Source organism: Promicromonospora thailandica, from assembly GCF_024171955.1.
GTDB classification, from domain to species: Bacteria; Actinomycetota; Actinomycetes; order Actinomycetales; family Cellulomonadaceae; genus Promicromonospora; species Promicromonospora thailandica.
Window position 1 is genome coordinate 239,927 of sequence record NZ_JAMTCS010000006.1, and the last position, 19,406, is coordinate 259,332.

10 protein-coding genes are annotated in these 19,406 nt (G+C 73.5%); 5 read left to right on the plus strand and 5 right to left on the minus strand.

What is annotated here, in order from left to right; genetic code table 11:
* Positions 1 to 15: 15 nt before the first annotated feature.
* The 3 genes from APR03_RS11535 to APR03_RS11545 all read right to left on the minus strand — a co-directional run bounded on the left by APR03_RS11535 (position 16) and on the right by APR03_RS11545 (position 2,708).
* Positions 16 to 810: a CD225/dispanin family protein gene (locus APR03_RS11535; protein ID WP_253835804.1), complete on the minus strand. Its 795-nt coding sequence runs from the start codon at positions 808 to 810 to the stop codon at positions 16 to 18.
* A complete protein-coding gene (locus APR03_RS11540) occupies positions 807 to 1,574 on the minus strand; it encodes a septum formation family protein (RefSeq protein ID WP_253835805.1) in 768 nt (255 codons plus the stop codon). The genes APR03_RS11535 and APR03_RS11540 overlap by 4 nt, the downstream gene beginning before the upstream one ends.
* 147 nt (positions 1,575 to 1,721) lie before the next feature.
* On the minus strand, positions 1,722 to 2,708 hold the full coding sequence (locus tag APR03_RS11545) for an aquaporin (RefSeq protein WP_253835806.1): 987 nt from the start codon (positions 2,706 to 2,708) through the stop codon (positions 1,722 to 1,724).
* Between the two features lie 173 nt (positions 2,709 to 2,881).
* Here APR03_RS11545 and APR03_RS11550 point away from each other — a divergent pair, with 173 nt between their 5' ends.
* From APR03_RS11550 to APR03_RS11560, 3 genes are all read left to right on the plus strand, one after another.
* Entirely contained in the window at positions 2,882 to 3,871 is a 990-nt protein-coding gene (locus tag APR03_RS11550; protein WP_253835807.1) for a malate dehydrogenase, read from the plus strand.
* Positions 3,872 to 4,038: 167 nt separating this feature from the next.
* Positions 4,039 to 6,249, plus strand: coding sequence for an NADP-dependent isocitrate dehydrogenase (locus APR03_RS11555; protein WP_253835809.1), 2,211 nt, complete (start codon positions 4,039 to 4,041; stop codon positions 6,247 to 6,249).
* A gap of 197 nt (positions 6,250 to 6,446) precedes the next feature.
* Positions 6,447 to 10,100 (plus strand): ATP-binding cassette domain-containing protein, encoded by a 3,654-nt coding sequence (locus APR03_RS11560; protein ID WP_253835810.1) that lies wholly within the window; start codon positions 6,447 to 6,449, stop codon positions 10,098 to 10,100.
* A 37-nt stretch (positions 10,101 to 10,137) separates the two neighbouring features.
* On the opposite strand, the gene APR03_RS11565 is transcribed toward APR03_RS11560, so the two are convergent.
* On the minus strand, positions 10,138 to 11,667 hold the full coding sequence (locus APR03_RS11565) for a glycosyltransferase family 39 protein (RefSeq protein WP_253835811.1): 1,530 nt from the start codon (positions 11,665 to 11,667) through the stop codon (positions 10,138 to 10,140).
* A gap of 100 nt (positions 11,668 to 11,767) precedes the next feature.
* Positions 11,768 to 13,255: an MFS transporter gene (locus tag APR03_RS25240; RefSeq protein ID WP_253835812.1), complete on the minus strand. Its 1,488-nt coding sequence runs from the start codon at positions 13,253 to 13,255 to the stop codon at positions 11,768 to 11,770.
* A gap of 74 nt (positions 13,256 to 13,329) precedes the next feature.
* Here APR03_RS25240 and APR03_RS11575 point away from each other — a divergent pair, with 74 nt between their 5' ends.
* Positions 13,330 to 13,776 carry a GNAT family N-acetyltransferase gene (locus APR03_RS11575; protein WP_253835813.1) on the plus strand — a complete coding sequence of 149 codons (447 nt, stop codon included), beginning with the start codon at positions 13,330 to 13,332 and terminating at the stop codon, positions 13,774 to 13,776.
* Positions 13,777 to 13,874: 98 nt separating this feature from the next.
* Positions 13,875 to 19,337, plus strand: coding sequence for a pullulanase-type alpha-1,6-glucosidase (gene pulA, locus APR03_RS11580; protein ID WP_253835814.1), 5,463 nt, complete (start codon positions 13,875 to 13,877; stop codon positions 19,335 to 19,337).
* Positions 19,338 to 19,406 lie beyond the last annotated feature (69 nt).

A 19,406-nucleotide genomic window follows, 5' to 3' on the forward strand; every position in this document is an offset into this window, starting at 1 on the left:
CCACGGAAGACCGGGCTACCGGTCCCCGACCTGCCCGGTCAGCGCGGTGTCGGACTCGGCCAGGCACGCGATCCGCCGGCCCTCCGCGCGCCAGTCCCACGCGTCCGGGGCCGTGTGCCAGAGGTGCAGCCCGGCGTCGTCGGCCGGTGAACCGGTGTGCTCCTCGAACGAGTCCCGGCACACCTGCGCCGCGTACCGCGCCATCCACGGGTCACCGGGGTACTCCGGGTCACCGGCGTCGTCGGCCGGCTCGAGCGCGGACGCGGCCACGTAGGTGATGTCGAACAGCTCGCCGCCGTGCGGCTGGTCGCAGGGCACGACGGCGACGGTGCGCACCACGTCGGTCAGGCCGTCGGTGAGGTAGCAGTCGCCCTCGTGCAGCTCCCACACGCTGGTGCCCTCGGCGGGGCCCGACCCGGGGACGTCGTCCGCCGGGTAGCTGGTCGCCGACTGCGGCCGGTCCGCCGCGGGGCCCAGCTGCCGCTCGAGCCACACGGCGAGCCCGACCGTGCCGGCGGTGAGCGCGACCGTCAGGACACAGGTGAGCACGATCGCGACGACGAGGCCGGCGATCCCGGCCCGGCGCGCCCGCGCGCCCTCGGCGGCGGCCTGCTCGAGGTCACCCGCGGCGAGCGCCGCCGTCGCCCGCTGCGTGTGCGGGTAGGCGAGGAGGCCGAACGGCCACAGGGAGAGCAGGGCGACCACCGTCCAGCCGGCGCCGGTGGACGGCGGGGCGGGCGGGCGGGGCACGGGAGCGGGACCGGGCGCGGGACGGTAGGCGTCCGGGACGGGAGCGTACGGGTCGGTCATGACGTGGGCCTCGGGAGCAGGACCTGCGGGTGCTCGGAGAACTCGCCCTCCTCGGGGTAGAGCGCCTCGATATAGCAGACGCTCGACCGCTCGCCGGTGCGCCAGTCCTCGGCGTCGGGGTGCAGCACCCAGAGGGGCGCGACCTCACCCAGCGGCCGCCCGGTGTAGGCCCGGTACCGGGACTCGCAGTCGTACCAGACGCCGTCGTCGAGCGCTGCGGTGCCCGGGAACTCGTCGTAGGCGTGCTCGGTCACGCTGACCACCAGGCCGTCGTGCGGCCTGCTGCAGGGGATCACGTCGACATCCCCGACGAACCCGTCGCCGCTCGGCACCATGAAGCAGTCGCCCACCTGCAGCCGCAGCGGGTCGACGGCGATGGGGTCGCGCTCGGGGGCCGCGGCGCTCCGGTACGCCGGTGCCGCGGTGGACGTCTCGGCCGACTGGGCCGGGGGCGTCGGCCGGCCGAGCCACTCGAGCACGGCGGGCCCGTGCTGCACGCCCAGCACGACGAGCGCGATGTCGAACGTCAGGGCGAGGCCCGTCCACACGCCGCCGATCAGCACGCCGAGCCGGGCGTGACCGCGTGCGGCGCGTGCCTCGCGCTCCGCCGTCGGGGTGTCGCCCGCGCCCAGCGCCGCGGCCGCACGGTTGGCGGCGAGCACCGCGGCGATCGCGAGCGGCCAGAAGAGGATCATCGAGGCGACGACCCAGCCGCGGTGCAGGGGCACCCGCAACGGTCCGGCGGGGGTCGGGGGAGCGGTCACGGCGGGATGTCTACCAGGTACTTCGTTGTTTCCGGGGCCACGTGACCAGATCGTGAGGCGACTTCACCCGGTGCGTCCTCGCTCCCGGTACGACGACGGGGCCGCACCTCCCGTACGAGAGGTGCGGCCCCGCCGTCGTACCGCAGCTCAGGCCTTGTCGCCGGCCTTCTTCTCCTCCGGCTCAGCAGTCTCCGGCTCGGCAGTCCCCGGATCGGTGGCCTCGGCCTCGGTGGTCTCGACCTCCGTGACCGTCTCGGTCTCGACGACCTCGGCCGGCTCGTCGTCGTCCTCGTCGTCCTCCACCAGCTCGAGCTCCTCCTCCGGGTCCACCGTGGCGAACGCGCGGTAGAACAGCGCGGCCAGGGCGGCGCCGACGAGGGGCGCGAGCCAGAAGAGCCAGAGCTGGCGACCCGCGCCGCCGGAGCCCCAGTCGTTGGCGAACAGGGCGGCGGCCGTGGAGCGGGCCGGGTTCATGCCCGTGTTGGTCACGAAGCTCGAGATCAGGGTCAGCGCGGTGATGGCGGCGCCCACCGCGACGGGGCCGTAGGAGACGCGGCGCAGCGGGTTGTTGGCGCCGAGGTACACGCCCACCAGCACGGCGGAGATGATGACCTCGACCAGCAGGGCGGCGAGCCAGCCGAACTGGGCCCCGCCCTGCGTCAGCAGGTAGAGCGGGGAGCCCTCGCCGAAGCCGTTGACGGCGCCGCCGAAGGCGTCGGAGACGCCCGTCATGTCGGGGTTCTGGTTCTGGAGCAGCGTGACGAGGTCGCGCGGGTAGGTCGCGAAGAGCACGGCCGCGGCGATGACCGCGCCGACGAGCTGCGCGCCCCAGTAGCTGAAGGCGGTGCCGGCGGAGATCCGCCCGCCCAGCCAGGCACCCAGCGAGATCGCCGGGTTGAAGTGCGCGCCGGAGACCCGGTACACGGCCGCGGCGGCAGCGAGGTAGGCGAAGCCCGCACCGAGCGCCACGCCCATCAGGCCGGTGCTGTTCAGCTGGCTGTAGACGAGCAGGCCCACGCTCACGAGCACCAGCAGGAACGTGCCGAAGGTCTCGGCGAGCAGCCGGGAGAGCAGTCCGTGCGACCGCTCCTCGACCTCGGTGACGCCGCTGGTCGCGGCGAGGTCCTGGGACATGAAGTCAGTTCCTTTCAGTGGCGCACCCTCCGGTGCGCGTCATGGCGGCGTGCGTGCGATGTCGCGCACATCCTGCCATTACCGGGCTGAACAAAACCTGAACGGCCGCAGGCATATTCTTCATCGTGCGGAAGGGCTGGGCGAGGCGGGCCTGTCGATGCAAGAGTGGGGTCATGACTGAACCCGTGAATGTCACCGTCACCGGAGCCGCTGGCCAGATCGGGTACGCGCTGCTCTTCCGCATAGCCGCGGGCGAGATGCTCGGCGCGGACACGCCGGTGCGGCTCCGCCTCCTCGAGATCCCGCAGGCGGTCGCCGCCGCGGAGGGCACCGCCATGGAGCTCGACGACTGCGCGTTCCCGACCCTGGCCGGCGTCGACATCTTCGACGACCCGGTCAAGGCCTTCGACGACGTGAACGTCGCCCTCCTGGTCGGCGCGCGCCCGCGCGGTGCCGGCATGGAGCGCGCCGACCTGCTCGAGGCCAACGGCGGCATCTTCGGTCCCCAGGGCCGGGCGATCAACGACGGCGCCGCCTCCGACGTCCGCGTGCTCGTCGTGGGCAACCCCGCCAACACGAACGCGCTGATCGCGGCCTCGAACGCGCCCGACGTGCCCGCCACGCGGTTCACGGCCATGACCCGGCTGGACCACAACCGCGCGCTCTCGCAGGTCTCGGCCCGCACCGGCACCCCGGTCGCGGACATCAGGAGGCTCACCATCTGGGGCAACCACTCCGCCTCGCAGTACCCCGACCTGTTCCACGCAGAGGTCGGCGGCCGCCCGGGCGCCGAGGTCGCGGCCGACACGGCCTGGCTCACCGACGACTTCATCCCGACGGTGGCCAAGCGGGGCGCGGCGATCATCCAGGCGCGCGGGGCGTCGTCGGCGGCGTCGGCTGCGAACGCCGCGATCGCGCACGTGCGCGACTGGGCGCACGGCACGCCCGAGGGCGACTGGACGTCGGCGGGCGTGTGGTCCTCGGGCGAGTACGGCGTCCCGGAGGGCCTGGTCTCCTCGTTCCCGGTGACCTCCGACGGCAGCGGCGAGTGGAAGATCGTCGAGGGCCTGGAGATCGACGAGTTCTCGCGTGCGCGCATCGACGCCAGCGTCGCGGAGCTCGCGGAGGAGCGCGAGGCGGTCCGCTCCCTGGGCCTCGTCTGACGGCCGCCCCGACGTGTCGGACGCTCGGGTCGCCCGGGTGACCTGAGCGTCCGACAGCTCGTGGCGCGTGAGGTGCGTCTCGTGATTCCGGGCAGGCGGGCCGCCTCAGGTATCTTGATATCGAGAGATCGGCCCATTCCACTAACCCCGGGGAGTCAGCCACACCCATGTCGAAGATCATCTATACCCACACGGACGAGGCCCCGCTCCTGGCGACGTACTCGTTCCTGCCGATCGTCTCGGCCTACGCGGCCAAGGCCGGTGTGGACGTCGAGACCCGCGACATCTCGCTCGCCGGCCGGATCATCGCGCAGTTCCCGGAGCGCCTCACGGACGAGCAGCGCCAGGCGGACGCGCTGGCCGAGCTCGGTGAGCTGGCCCACGACCCGTCGGCCAACATCATCAAGCTGCCCAACATCTCGGCGTCGGTGCCGCAGCTGAAGGCGGCCATCGCCGAGCTGCAGGCCCTCGGGTACGACCTGCCGGACTTCCCCGAGAGCGTCGAGACCGACGAGCAGAAGGACGCGCGCGAGCGGTACGGCCGCGTCATGGGCTCCGCGGTGAACCCCGTGCTGCGCCAGGGCAACTCCGACCGCCGGGCTCCGGCGTCGGTCAAGAACTACGCGAAGGCGCACCCGCACCGCATGGGTGCGTGGACGGCCGACTCGAAGACCAACGTCGCGACGATGGGGCACGACGACTTCTTCTCCAACGAGAAGTCCGTGATCATCCCGGCCGACGACACGCTGCGCATCGAGCACGTCGCCGCCGACGGCACGGTGACCGTGCTCAAGGACGGGCTGAAGGTGCTGGCGGGCGAGGTCGTGGACGGTACGTTCCTCGACGCCGCCGCGCTGGACGCGTTCCTCGCCGAGTCGATCGAGCGGGCCAAGGCCGAGGGCGTGCTGTTCTCGGTGCACCTCAAGGCCACGATGATGAAGGTCTCCGACCCCATCATCTTCGGCCACGTGGTGAAGGCCTTCTTCAAGCCGGTCTTCGAGAAGTACGGAGCCGACCTGGCCGCTGCCGGCCTCTCGGCCAACGACGGCCTGGGCGGCATCTTCGCCGGTCTGGACGCACTGCCGAACGGCGCCGAGATCCGCGCCGCGTTCGACGCCGCGCTGGCCGAGGGCCCGAAGATGGCCATGGTCAACTCCGACAAGGGCATCACGAACCTGCACGTGCCGTCCGACGTCATCGTCGACGCCTCGATGCCCGCGATGATCCGCATCGGCGGTCACATGTGGGGCCCCGACGGCGAGGAGGCGGACACCCTCGCGGTGATCCCCGACTCGTCGTACGCCGGGATCTACCAGACGGTGATCGACGACTGCCGCGCCAACGGCGCCCTCGACCCGGCCACCATGGGCTCGGTGCCGAACGTCGGCCTCATGGCGCAGGCCGCCGAGGAGTACGGCTCGCACGACAAGACGTTCGAGATCGCCGCGGACGGCACGGTCCGCGTCGTCAACGGCGCGGGCGACGTGCTCATGGAGCACTCCGTGCACGCCGGTGACGTCTGGCGCGCCTGCCAGACCAAGGACGCCCCGATCCGCGACTGGGTCAAGCTCGCCGTGACCCGGGCCCGGCTCTCGGACACGCCCGCCGTGTTCTGGCTGAACTCGCGCCGCGCGCACGACGCGAACCTCATCACCAAGCTGGAGCAGTACCTGCCGGAGCACGACACCGACGGCCTGGAGATCCACGTCATGGACCCGGCGGAGGCGACGGCGTTCTCGCTGGCCCGCATCCGCCAGGGGCTGGACACCATCTCCGTGACCGGCAACGTGCTGCGCGACTACAACACCGACCTGTTCCCGATCCTCGAGGTCGGCACGTCGGCGAAGATGCTCTCGATCGTGCCGCTGATGAACGGCGGCGGGCTGTTCGAGACCGGCGCCGGCGGCTCCGCGCCGAAGCACGTGCAGCAGCTCGTCGAGGAGGACTACCTGCGCTGGGACTCGCTCGGTGAGTTCTTCGCGCTGGCCGCGTCCTTCGAGCACCTCGCGGTGAACGAGGGCAACGCCCGCGCGCAGGTGCTGGCGGACACCCTCGACCGTGCCACGGGCACCTTCCTCAACGAGGACCGGTCGCCGGGGCGCAAGCTCGGCACGATCGACAACCGCGGCTCGCACTTCTACCTCGCCCTGTACTGGGCCCGGGAGCTCGCGGGCCAGTCGGAGGACGCCGAGCTCGCCACGACGTTCAAGCCGCTCGCGGAGGCGCTCGCCGCGTCGGAGCAGCAGATCGTCGACGAGCTGCTCGCCGTCCAGGGCAAGCCCGCCGACATCGGCGGGTACTACCGCCCGGACGCCGCCAAGGCGACCGCGGTGATGCGCCCGAGCGCGACGTTCAACGAGGCCCTGGCCTCCCTCTGACAAAGGAGAACCCTGGCGAAGTAGAACTGGGGCGAAGTAGAACTGGGGCGAGATAGAACTCTGGCGAGGTAGAACCACAGCGACCGCTGCGGTTCTACCTCGCCAGGGTTCTATCTCGGCGGGACGAGGTGACCTTGGTCGCTCCCGTGGAAAAAGAGGCCGGGAGTGTCGGTGTCCCGTCGTAGCCTCAGGAAACGATGATCGACGCACCGCACACCCCCGAGACCACGCCCCTTCCCGGGGCGTCGCCCCGCCCTGCGCCCGTGATGCCGGCCGACCCGGCGCGCCGGCTCGACTGGCGGCGGCTGCGCGGGCCCGCCGCGGTCGTCGCCCTGCTCGCCCTCACCGCCGGTGCCGTGGGTCAGGCCCTCGGCACGGCGGCGGCCGGTGCGCTGGCGGAGCACGCCACGGCGCTGGGGCTGGCGCTGCTGGCCCTGTGCGTGGTGGGCGGCGCGCTGTTCGACGGCGTGGGCCAGGTGGTCTGGGCCGGTGTCGTGGACCGCGCCGAGGGCAGGCTCCGCAGCGACCTGCTCAGCGCCGCGCTGCGTCAGCCGCTCGCCACGCTCTCCGAGCAGGCCGTGGGCGAGGTGCTCGACCGGGTCGACGACGACACCCACGCCGTGGGCACGCTGGTGCGACGTCAGCTCTGGAGCGCCGGGCGCACCGTCGTGGGCACCGTGCCGATGTGGATCGTCGCGGGCGTCACGTGGTGGCCCGCCTGGGTGATCTTCCCGGTGCTGGGCGGGCTCGTCGCCGTGCTCACCCGGCCTCTGCTCGGTGAGATCGCGCGGCGCAAGGTGGTCGAGGAGGCCGCGTGGACCGACCACGCCGCGGCCTTCGAGGAGGCCGTCGCCGCTCGCAACGACCTGCGCACCAGCCTGGGCCAGGCGTTCGCCGTGCGCCGGCTGGCCCAGCTCTCGGCCGCCGTGCACGAGAAGTTCCGCGCCGTGGTCCGGGTCGAGGAACGGCTGCTGCGCCGGGCCGGCCTGGTGATGTACGCGCTGCTGGCGGGCACCGCGGTGGTCTGCGCCGTGCTCGCCTCCGGTGGCGGCCTGTCGGTCCAGCAGCTCGTCACGCTGTTCCTGGTGACCGCGATGTTCGTGGGCCAGATGGACAACCTGGTGCACCACCTGCCGGACATCCAGGAGGGCCTCGGCGCGGTGCTGCGCATCCGCCAGATGCTGGCGGTGGAGCCCGAGCCCGAGGGCGGCGACGACGTGCCGCCCGGCCCGCTCTCACTAGAGCTGCGGGACCTGAGCTTCGCCTACGCGGAGGGCACGTTCGCCCTGACCGACGTGGACCTCATGGTCCCGGCGGGGGAGACCGTGGCGCTCGTGGGCCGCACCGGTTCCGGCAAGTCGACGTTGGCCGCGCTGCTGTCCCGGGCGGTGGAGCCCGCCCCCGGAACGGTGTTCCTCGGCGGTGCGGACGTGCGCGACCTGGACCTGCAGAAGCTGCGCGCCGCCGTGGGCGTCGTCACGCAGCGCACCGAGATCATCGCGGGCACGCTCGCGGAGAACATCGCACTGTTCGCCGACGTGCCCCGGGCCGACGTCGAGGGCGCCGTGCGCGAGCTCGGCCTGACCGAGTGGGTCGCCGGGATGCCCGAGGGGCTCGACACGCTGCTCGGCCCCGGCGGCACCACGCTGTCGGCGGGTGAGGAGCAGCTCGTCGCGTTCGCCCGGCTCCTGGTCCGCGACGTGCAGCTCGTCGTGCTCGACGAGGCGACCGCGCGGATGGACCCGCTCACCGAGGCCCGTGTCGTGGCCGCGTCCGACCGTCTGCTCTCCGGGCGCACCGGCGTGCTGATCGCGCACCGCCTGGGCACGATCGAGCGGGCCGGCCTCGTGGCGGTGCTCGACCACGGCCGCGTGGTGCAGCAGGGGCGGCGGACGACGCTCGCCCGCACCCCCGGGCCGTTCCGCACCCTCCTGGAGGCAGGCGCGAGCGACGGTGCGCTGGACGAGAGCGGGCACACCAGCGACGCCCGCGCGGCAGGGACAGGGGGCAACACGGCCGTGTCGTCGGACGCCGAGGCGTCCGACGACGCCGCAGCGCCAGACGACGCCGCAGCGCCAGACGACGCCGCAGACGCCGCAGCGCCCGAGACCGACGCCGTCGGCGGGCGCCGGCGCCTCGGCACCCCGCCGGACCTGCCCGAGCCGGGCACCGGCCCGAGCCTGGCGCGTGGCGTGCTGCACGCCCTGTTCGTGCGGCCGCGCTGGGGAGCGTTCGGCGCGCTCCTGTTCCTGCTGTCGAGCCTGGTGGCGGCGCAGGGCGCGGTCAGCGGCTTCCTGTGGGGCCGCACCGTCGAGGAGCTGCAGCAGGGCGTGCTGCCCGTCGGCGTCCTCGTCGCGCTCGCCGTCCTGCTGCTCCTGCAGCCGCTGTTCATCTCCCGCGCGCTCGGCGTCTACCCGCGCTGGTGGGTCGAGGTGCTGCTGCGCATCCGCATGACGGTCATGCACGGCCAGACCCGCCAGTACCGGCTGCCCGCCACGCCGCCGGGCGAGGTCGTGGCCCGCTCGATGGACGCGGACCGGTTCGTCCGGTACGCCGACCGCTGGGTCGACTTCGTCAACGGCCTGCTGATCGTCGTGGCGACCGCCGTGATCAGCGGGACGTGGACCGCGGGTGCCGTGCTGCTCGCCGTCATGGTGATCTCGGCGGGCGCCTCGGCCATCGGCCGCCCCATCGCGGGCCGCTCGGCCGCCGGCTCCTCCGCGGCGCGCGCCCGGTTCGGCCGCGCCCTCGTCTCGGCGCTGGACTCGGCCCGCACGGTGAAGCTCGCCGCGCGCACGCCCGACGTGCGCAGGCACCTCGGCGAGGTGGACTCCGGCCGCGTCAAGGCCGCCATCTTCGAGCACCGGGTGCAGGCCGTGCTCGACGCGGTGCCGCACGTGACGCTGTACGTGGGCGTCGTCGCGGCCTGGGCGTTCCTGCTCACCGGCCGCTGGGACCTGGCCACGACGCTGCTGGTCGCGAACGCCGTGACCGGCTTCGCGTGGTTCGGCGTGGTCGCGGGGGCCGTCGTCACCGAGGCGCCCGGCACCCGGGCGTGGCAGGTGGCCACGGCCCGCTTCGCCGACGGCGCCGACCTGGTCTCGCGGCAGCACCAGGTCGACCTGGTCGCGGGCACGGCCCCCGCTCCGGAGCCCGCCCCGCGCGAGCCGCTGGATCGGCTGCAGCTGCGCGACCTGACCGCGGTGCACGACGACGGCACGATCGGCGTCTCCGGCGTCGACCTCGAGATCCGCCGGGGCGAGCTGGTGCTGCTGCTCGGTCAGGTCGGCTCGGGCAAGTCGTCCCTGCTGTCGGCGCTCGCCGGGCTCATGGAGCACACCGGCGAGGTGCGGTGGAACGGCACCGAGGTCACCGACGCGCAGGCCTTCCTGCGCCCGGGCCAGGTGGCGCACGTGGCCCAGGTGCCGCGCGTGCTGTCCGGGTCGTTCTCGGACAACGTGCAGCTCGACCACGCCCGCGACATCGACGGCCCGGTCCGGGGCGCACGGCTCGAGCAGGACATGCGGGACGCGGGCGGCCCCCACGCCCTCGTCGGGCACCGCGGCGTGCGACTCTCCGGCGGCCAGGTGCAGCGGCTCGCCCTCGCCCGGGCGCTCGCCGCCGACACGGAGCTGCTGCTCGCGGACGACGTGTCCAGCGCCCTGGACGCGTCGACCGAGATCGAGCTGTGGGCCGCCTTGCGCGAGCGGGGCACCACGGTGGTCGGGGCCACGTCCAAGCGGGCTGCGCTCGCCCGCGCCGACCGCGTCGTGGTGCTGGTCGACGGCGCGGTGGCGGACGTCGGGCCGTGGGCTGGTCTCGCCCCCCGGTGGAGCCACCTGGCGGGCTGACGCTCTGACCGGCTCGGGGCCACGCGCTCCGATCCGGTCAGTCCAGGTGCCGCAGCCCCGGCCACACCGCGTCCCACCCGCCGACGGGGTCGCGGCACACGAGCACGGCCACGCCCTGCTCCTCGTTGTCGACGCCCACGCCGTTGTCGAGCCGTGCCCGCTGGGTGCACGAATCAAACCGGGTGCCCCACGCGCCGGGCGCCTCCGTGAGCACGAGCGCCACGGTCGCCGTCCGCGGCGGGGGACCGTACTCCCAGAGCTCGTTGTGCCCCGAGTACGCCGGCGGCAGCCCCAGCTCCGGCCCGAACCGGTCGACGGCACCCGCCTCGCCGTAGTTCTGCGTGAGCACCACGGCCCGCTCCCGGTCGGCCGGCGGCAGCGCCGCGTGCACCGCGGCGACCTGGCGCACGTACTCGGGCCAGCCGACGGCGTCCTGCGCGGACGAGTTGATGTCGGCGACGGGGGTCTCGGCGAGCTCGCCGACCGGTACGACCGGGAGGCTGATCAGCACGCAGGACGCGCCGTTCAGGACCACCAGCGCCGTCACGGTCGCGCGCCGCCAGGCCGTCCGGGCCCAGCCGGCCACCGGCACGCACCCTGCCGCGAACAGCACCGCGAGCAGCCCGGTCGCGTAGTACACCTGTGAACCGGCCGCGTAGGTGAACGCCAGCAGCACGGGGTAGGCGACCACGAGGAAGCGGAGCGTCGGCAGACGCCGCCACAGCCAGACGATGCCGACGAGCCACACGACGACGAGCGGCGGCCCGAGCGTCAGCAGCTGGAAGAGCCACAGCTCCGAGCGCACCTCGGCGGCGTTGTTCTCGCCGAGCGCCGCGCCCATCGCGAGCTGGGGCCAGCCGTGCGTGGCCTGGTGGACGAGGTTCGGCAGGCCGACGAGCAGCGCGACCGCCGCGCCCGCCCACGGCCACGGCGTCGCGAGCGGCCACCGCGTCCGGTCCTGCGCCGCCCGCCGCGGCCACGCCACCAGCAGCCCCACCAGGATCCCGCCGAGCAGCGCCACGACGAGCAGCTTGTTGTACAGGGCCACGCCGGTGACCAGACCCGCCACGAGCCACCAGCGCGGGTCGCGCCGCACGCCCCGGATCGCGCAGAGCAGCACCGCCGGCCACACGACGAGGTCGAGGCTCGCGGTGAGAAAGGTGTGCCCGAAGGCCAACGGGATCGCCGCCGTCCCGTACCCCCAGGCGGCCAGGGCCTGGGCCCCCGCGCGTCCGCCCAGCTCGCGCGCCACGAGCGCGACCACGACGACGGCGGCGACGTGGGCGAGCGTCGCCGGGACGCGCATGACCAGCAGCGTGTCGCCGAACAGGTCGGTGCCGGTGCGCGCGATCCACGGCGTGAGCGGTGGCTGGTCCACGTACCCCCAGGCGGGGTCGAGCATGCGGAAGTACAGCTCGTCACGGTGGTAGCCGTACCGGGTGCTGGTCGCGGTGAGCAGCACGGCGAGCACGAGCACAGCGGCGCCGACCGGACCCCACGCCACGGCCGGCCGGGCCTCGCCGGCCCGTGCGGCCGGAACGCCCGCGCTTGCGGGAACCGTCGTCATGGCGGGACCGTACCGGCCGCACCGTGCGACCCGCCAGCCCTGTGGGAACGGCCGGTGAAGCCGCTGTCGGCCACGTCGTGGGGGCGGACCGCGGCCGGCGTCACCGCGTCGGCTGTACCTGCCGCGGCAACGCGAAGACCAGCGCGAACGCGACCACCGACAGTGCGGCGCTGGTGCCCATCGCCATGGTCGCGGCGTGCGCGAAGGCGTCGGCGACCACCTCCGGCGTCGGGCGGCCGGGCGGGAAGGCCAGCGACCCGAACAGCACCGAGCCGACGACGGCGATGCCCGCAGCCGACCCGACGCGCTGCATCGTGCCGATCACCCCGGACGCCGCGCCGGCCTCCTCGCGGTCCACGGTGGCGACGATGAACTGGGCGTTCGGCGCGATGAACAGGCCGCTGCCCACACCCCCGACCAGGAGCGGTGCCGCGAGGTGCCAGTGGTTCAGGTCGCCGGTCGGCACCAGCCACAGCACGAGCCACACCGACACGAGGCCCACCGCCACCATGCCGGTACCGATCACGAGCACCCGGCGCCCGAGCCGGTGGGTCAGGCGCTCGCTCTGGGAGGCGCCCACGATCGACCCGACGGCGAACGGCACCGACACGAGGCCGGACGCCAGCGCGGAGTGCCCGAGGCCCGACTGCCAGAAGATCGAGATGGTGAAGAAGATGCTCGTGAAGGCGGCGAAGTAGACCAGCGCGAGGATCACGCCGCCCGTGAAGGCCGCGTGCGCGAACAGGCGGGGCGGTACGAGCGGGCTGCCGTCGCGGGCCACGACCCGCCGCTCCCAGAACGCGAAGGCGACGAGCAGCAGCAGACCGCCCACGAGCGACGCCCAGGTCCACCAGGGCCAGCCGGCGTCCTCGCCCTCGATGAGCGGCACGAGGATCGCGACCAGCGACACCGAGACCAGCAGCAGGCCGAACCCGTCCACGCCGCGGGCGACGCCCCCGACGACGATGCGTGGCAGGAGCACGATCGCGGCGGCCACCGCGATCACGCCGAACGGCAGGTTGACGAAGAAGATCGAGCGCCAGCCCTCGTCCTCGCCGAACGCCTCGATGAGCAGTCCGCCGACGATCGGGCCGAGCGCCGTCGAGAAGCCGATGGCCGCGCCCATCACCGCGAACGCCTTGCCGCGCGTGCGGCCCGAGAACATGAGCTGGATCAGGGCCGTCACGGCAGGGAAGAAGATGCCGCCGCACAGCCCCTGGACCACGCGCGCGACGATGAGCTCCATCGACCCGGAGGCCAGGCCGCACCAGAGGCTGGCGAGCGTGAACCCGGCGAGGCCCACGACGAAGACCCACTTGTGGCCGACGCGGTCGCCCACGCGACCGGACGGGATGAGGGCGAGGCCGTAGGCGAGCGCGTATCCGGAGATGATCCAGGACAGCGTGCCCTCGGAGGCGTCCAGCGACGTGCGGATGGTCGGCAGCGCGACGTTCACGATCGTCGTGTCGAGGAGCGCCATGGAGACGCCGAGGATGAGCACGGCGAGCGCGACCCAGGAGGAGCGCGGCGCACCGCCCGGCGCGGTCGAGGCGGTCGGCGCGGCGGCCGCGGGAGGATCTGACGTCACCACAGGATCGTACGTGGCGGCTGCGGCACCGACCGGGTGATCCGAGGGCCGGGAGCCGTGCCTAGGGTGGCGCCATGGAACTGACTTTTCGTGAGGCACGCCGCGACGACCTGGAGCGCATCGTCGAGCTGATCGCGGACGACGCGGTCGCCGCCCGCCGCACCGGCACCTACGGGGAGGCGCACGTGCGGGCCTTCGCGGCGATCGCGGCCAGCCCGGACAACGAGCTCGTCGTCGCCGAGGCCGACGGCGCGGTGGTCGGTGTCATGCAGCTGACGTTCATCCCCGGGATCTCGCGCAACGGCGCGTCACGGCTGCTCGTCGAGGCCGTGCGGGTGAGCAAGGAGCTGCGTGGCCAGGGCGTCGGGCGCCGCCTCATGGAGCACGCGCACGATCGCGGCCGGGCCCGTGGCTGCGCCCTGGCGCAGCTCACCTCGGACAAGCAGCGGCCGGACGCCCACCGCTTCTACCGCGGCCTGGGCTACGAGCAGTCGCACGAGGGCTTCAAGCTCCCGCTCTGACAGAGCGAGTGCCCCGGGAAACCCTTGCTGCAAAGTCTTGCAAGCGTTACAGTCGCGGTCGGTCCACACTGGTGTTCCGGACGACGAAGGGGTCTTCCATGTCTCGCACCGCGCGCCCGCGCGCCCTCCGCCTCGGGGCCTCGGCTCTCGCCCTGGCCCTGACCTCCTCGGCCGGCCTCGCCGCGGCGGCGGGCACGGCCCTCGCCCCCGCGGCGACGGCGGCCGAGGACCGCACCGCCGCCCTCGTGGGCAGCCTGCAGGACGAGCTCGGCTGCGCCGCCGACTGGGACCCGGCCTGCGCCGCCACGGAGCTCGTCGCCCAGGGCGACGGCACCTTCACCGCCGACTTCGAGATCCCCGCGGGCACCTACGAGTACAAGGTCGCCCTCGACGACACCTGGGACGAGTCCTACGGGCGCGACGGCGGCCCCGACAACGCCCCGCTGCACCTGGCCGGGCCCGCGACCGTCCGCGTCACCTACGACGACACGACCCACCGCACCGCCCTCACACCCCTCACGCTGGCGGGGGAGTACACCGACGCCGACGGCGCCCTGGTCCACGACCCCGTGCGCCAGCCCGGCAGCGACGAGCGGTTCTACTTCGTGATGACCGACCGGTTCGCCAACGGTGACGAGTCCAACGACGAGGGCGGCCTCGACGGCGACCGCCTCACCACCGGCTTCGACCCCACCGACAAGGGCTTCTACCAGGGCGGCGACCTCGCCGGCCTGCGGCAGAACCTCGACTACATCGAGAACCTGGGCACCACGGCGATCTGGCTCACCCCCAGCTTCCTCAACCGCCCGGTGCAGGGCACGGGTGATGACGTCAGCGCCGGGTACCACGGCTACTGGATCACCGACTTCACGCGGATCGACCCGCACCTGGGCACCAACGCCGAGCTGGAGGCCCTAATCGACGACGCGCACGCGCGCGGCCTCAAGGTCTACTTCGACATCATCACCAACCACACGGCCGACGTCGTCGACTACGCCGAGGGCACCTACGACTACGTGGCCCAGGCCACCGCCCCGTACCGGGACGCCGCCGGCAACCCGTTCGACCCGGCCGACCACGCGGGCACCGGCAGCTTCCCCGAGCTCGACGCCGCGACCAGCTTCCCGTACACGCCCGTCGTCGACCCGGCCGACGCCGACGTCAAGGTCCCGGCCTGGCTCAACGACCCCACGCTGTACCACAACCGCGGCAACTCGACCTGGACGGGCGAGTCAGTCACCTACGGCGACTTCAGCGGCCTCGACGACCTCATGACCGAGCACCCCACCGTCGTCGACGGCTTCGAGGAGATCTACAAGGCCTGGATCGACCTCGGCATCGACGGCTTCCGCATCGACACGGTCAAGCACGTCAACTTCGAGTTCTGGGAGGAGTGGTCCACCGAGATCCAGGACTACGCGCGCGAGCAGGGCAAGGACGAGTTCTTCACCTTCGGCGAGGTGTACGACGCCGACGCCGCCAAGACCTCCCCGTACGTGCGCCGCACCGACATGAGCTCCGTGCTCGACTTCTCCTTCCAGGCCGCCGCCACCAGCTACGCCAGCGGCAACAGCGCACAGCGCCTCGCCGACCTGTACGCGTCCGACGACCTGTACACGACGCCGCACAGCAGCGCCGCCGCACTGCCGACGTTCCTCGGCAACCACGACATGGGCCGCGTCGGCTTCATGCTCGCGGGCAGCGACGACCCGCTCGCCCGCGACCAGCTCGCGCACGAGCTCATGTACCTGACGCGCGGCCAGCCCGTCGTCTACTACGGCGACGAGCAGGGCTTCGCCGGCACGGGCGGCGACAAGGACGCCCGCCAGACCCTGTTCGCGACCCAGGTCGACGAGTACGCCGACCAGCCGCTGGTGACCGGCGAGCAGGCCGGCAGCGTCGACCGGTACGCCACCGACGCCCCGCTCTACGAGCACGTCGCGGCGCTCGCGGCCCTGCGCGAGCAGCACCCGGCGCTGGCCACGGGCGCGCAGGTCGAGCGGTACGCCGAGGACGGCGCGGGCGTGTACGCCTTCTCGCGCGTCGACCGCGAGGAGCAGGTCGAGCACCTGGTCGCCGCCAACAACGCGGCCCAGGAGCGCACGGTGACGTTCGACGCGCTCACGCCGGGCGCGACCTTCGACCCGCTGTACGGCACCCAGACGGCCGTGACCGCGGACGCCGACGGCGCCGTCACGCTCACCGTCCCGGCGCGGTCCGCCGTCGTGCTCGTGGCCGACCGCACCGTGGGCGCCGGCTCGGCGGGCGTGGCCGCCGTCGTCCCCGGGGCGAGCGCCCGGCCGGGTGCCGCGCTGACCGGGGTGGCGCCCGTGGCCGCGGGCATCGACGACGCCTGGGCCGAGACGTCCTTCGCCTGGCGCGCCGTGGGCACCGACGAGTGGCACCACCTCGGCACGGCCGAGGACACGTCGCCGCGCGTCTTCCACGACGTCTCGCCGGACGGCGCCGACCTGCCCGAGGGCACGCTCGTCGAGTACCGCGCCGTGGTCCGGGACGCCGACGGCGACCGCACCGCGGCCAGCTCCTACGCCTCGGTGGGCGTCGACGTGAGCGGCGTGGTGGACGACCCGACCGACCCGGACCTCGACCTCGTGACGGTGCCCGGCTCCCACAACAGCGAGATGGGCTGCGCCGGCGACTGGACCCCGGACTGCGAGGCCGCGCGTCTCACGCAGGCCGACGACGGCACCTGGACCGGCACCTTCGAGCTCCCCGCCGGCTCCTACGAGTTCAAGGTGGCCCTGAACGGCTCCTGGGCGGAGAACTACGGCGCGGACGGTGTGCGCGACGGCGCCAACATCGCCTACTCGACCGGCGGCGGGCCCGTGACGTTCACGTGGGACCCCGAGACCAAGGTGCCCTCCGTCCAGGTGGGCACGCCCGGCACCCCGGGCGAGGGGCAGCAGGCCGCCCACTGGGTGCGGCAGGGCCTGGTGCTCGTGCCGGCCGCGCAGTTCGGCGCGGGCGACACGTGGGCGCTGGAGACGGAGGCGGCGTCGTACCCCCTCACGCCGACGGCGCTGTCCGGCGACGTGGCCGCCGACTTCCCGCACCTGGCCGGGTACCTCGCCCTCGCGGCCGAGGGCCTGAGCCGGGACCGGGCGGCGGCGGCCCTGCGCGGCCCGCTGCAGGTCACGCGGCACGACGGCGAGACCCTGACCGCGGCGACGGGCGTGCAGGTGCCCGGTGTGCTGGACGACCTGTTCGCCACCGACCGCGCGCTCGGCGTGACCTGGCAGGGCGAGCGGGCGTCGTTCGCGCTGTGGGCCCCGACCGCCCGGTCGGTGACGCTGCAGGTCTGGCCCGCGGGCACGCGCCTGGACAAGGAGCCGCGCACGTTCCCCATGACCCGGCAGAAGGACGGCGCCTGGACGTACGCGGCCGCGAAGCACGGCGGCCACGGCAGGCCGGGCGGGATCAAGGACTGGCAGGGTGCGCGCTACCGGTACGCCGTCGAGGTGTACGTGCCGGGCACGGGCCAGGTCGAGACCAACGTGGTGACCGACCCGTACTCGGTGGGCCTCACGCTCGACTCGACCCACTCGGTCGCCGTCGACCTCGACGCCACCACCTGGCAGCCCAAGGTCTGGCGCACCACGAAGGCCCCTGTGGTGGAGCGGCCGGTGGACCAGACCATCTACGAGCTGCACGTCCGCGACTTCTCGATCGCCGACCAGACGGTCCCGGAGCGGCTGCGCGGCACCTACGGCGCCTTCGGGGTCAAGGGCTCCGACGGCATGCGGCACCTGCGCTCCCTGGCCGACGCCGGGCTCACGACCGTGCACCTGCTGCCCACGTTCGACATCGCGACGATCGCCGAGGACCGTGCCGACCAGGCCACCACGGGTGACCTGTCCGGCTTCGCGCCCGACGGCACCGAGCAGCAGGCCGCGGTCGCCGAGATCCAGGGCCAGGACGGCTTCAACTGGGGCTACGACCCGTACCACTTCATGGCGCCCGAGGGCTCCTACGCGGTGCGGGCCGACGGCGGCGAGCGCGTCGCCGAGTTCCGGTCGATGGTCGGCAACCTGCACGGTGCCGGGCTCCAGGTGGTGCTCGACCAGGTGTTCAACCACACCGCGGCGTCGGGGCAGGACCCGCGGTCGGTGCTCGACCGCGTGGTGCCGGGCTACTACCACCGGCTGAACCCGACCTCCGGGGCCGTCGAGACCAGCACCTGCTGCCAGAACGTCGCCACCGAGCACGCCATGGCCGAGAAGCTCATGGTCGACGCGGTGGTCACCTGGGCCCGGGACTACCACGTGGACGGCTTCCGCTTCGACCTCATGGGCCACCACTCGCGGGAGAACATGGAGGCGGTCCGGGCCGGTCTCGACGCGCTCACGCTGCGCCGGGACGGCGTGGACGGCCGGAGCGTGTACCTGTACGGCGAGGGCTGGGACTTCGGCGAGGTGGCGGGCAACGCGCGGTTCGAGCAGGCCACGCAGGGCCAGCTCGGCGGTACCGGCATCGGCACGTTCAGCGACCGGCTGCGCGACGCCGTGCACGGCGGCTCCCCGGTCGACGGGTCGTCCCTGTTCACGCAGGGCTTCGGCACAGGCCTGTTCACCGACCCGAACGGGCGTGACGCCCGGCTCGGTGACCCGGCGTCGGTCAACGACGGCGGCGCGGACGAGGCGGCCGACCTGGGCCACCAGACTGACCTGGTGAAGCTCGGCCTGGCGGGCAACCTGCGCGCCTACGAGCTCACGACGTCGTCGGGCGAGCGGGTGCGGGGCGACGAGCTCGACTACCGCGGCTCGCCGGCCGGCTACGCGGACTCGCCGGAGGAGGTGGTCACGTACGTCGACGCGCACGACAACGAGACCCTCTTCGACCTGCTGGCGCTCAAGCTGCCCGCCGACACCCCGATGTCCGACCGCGTGCGGATGAACACGGTGTCGCTGGCCACCGCGGCGCTGTCGCAGTCGCCGTCGTTCTGGCACGCGGGGACCGACCTGCTGCGCTCCAAGTCGCTGGACCGCAACTCCTACGACTCGGGCGACTGGTTCAACGCGATCGACTGGTCGGGCCGGGACAACGGGTTCGGCCGCGGCCTGCCGATGGCGGCGGACAACGAGGAGAAGTGGCCGTACCAGAGGCCCCTGCTGGCCGATCCGGCGCTCAAGCCGGCGCCGGAGGACATCGCGTTCGCGTCCGCGCAGGCCCAGGAGCTGCTGGAGCTGCGGCACTCGACCGACCTGTTCCGGCTGGGCTCGGCCGAGCTCATCGAGCAGAAGGTCACCTTCCCCGGTTCGGGGCCGGACGCCGCGCCCGGCGTGATCACCATGTCGATCGACGACCGGGCGGGGCGGCGCGACGTCGACCGCCGGCTCGACGGCGTGCTCGTGGTGCTCAACGCGTCACCCGAGGCGGCCGCCGTCGAGGTGCCCGAGCTGGCCGGCCGTGACTACGCGCTGTCCCGCGTGCAGGCCCGCGGCGTGGACCCGGTGGTCCGCGGCACCACGTGGCAGCGGTCGACGGGCACGGTGACGGTCCCGGCCCGCACGGTCGCCGTCCTCCTGGACCCGCGGGGCTGACGCGGGGCGCCGTTCGGCACGTCGGCGCAGACAGGGTCACCGCTGGAGACGCTCCGGCGGTGACCCTGT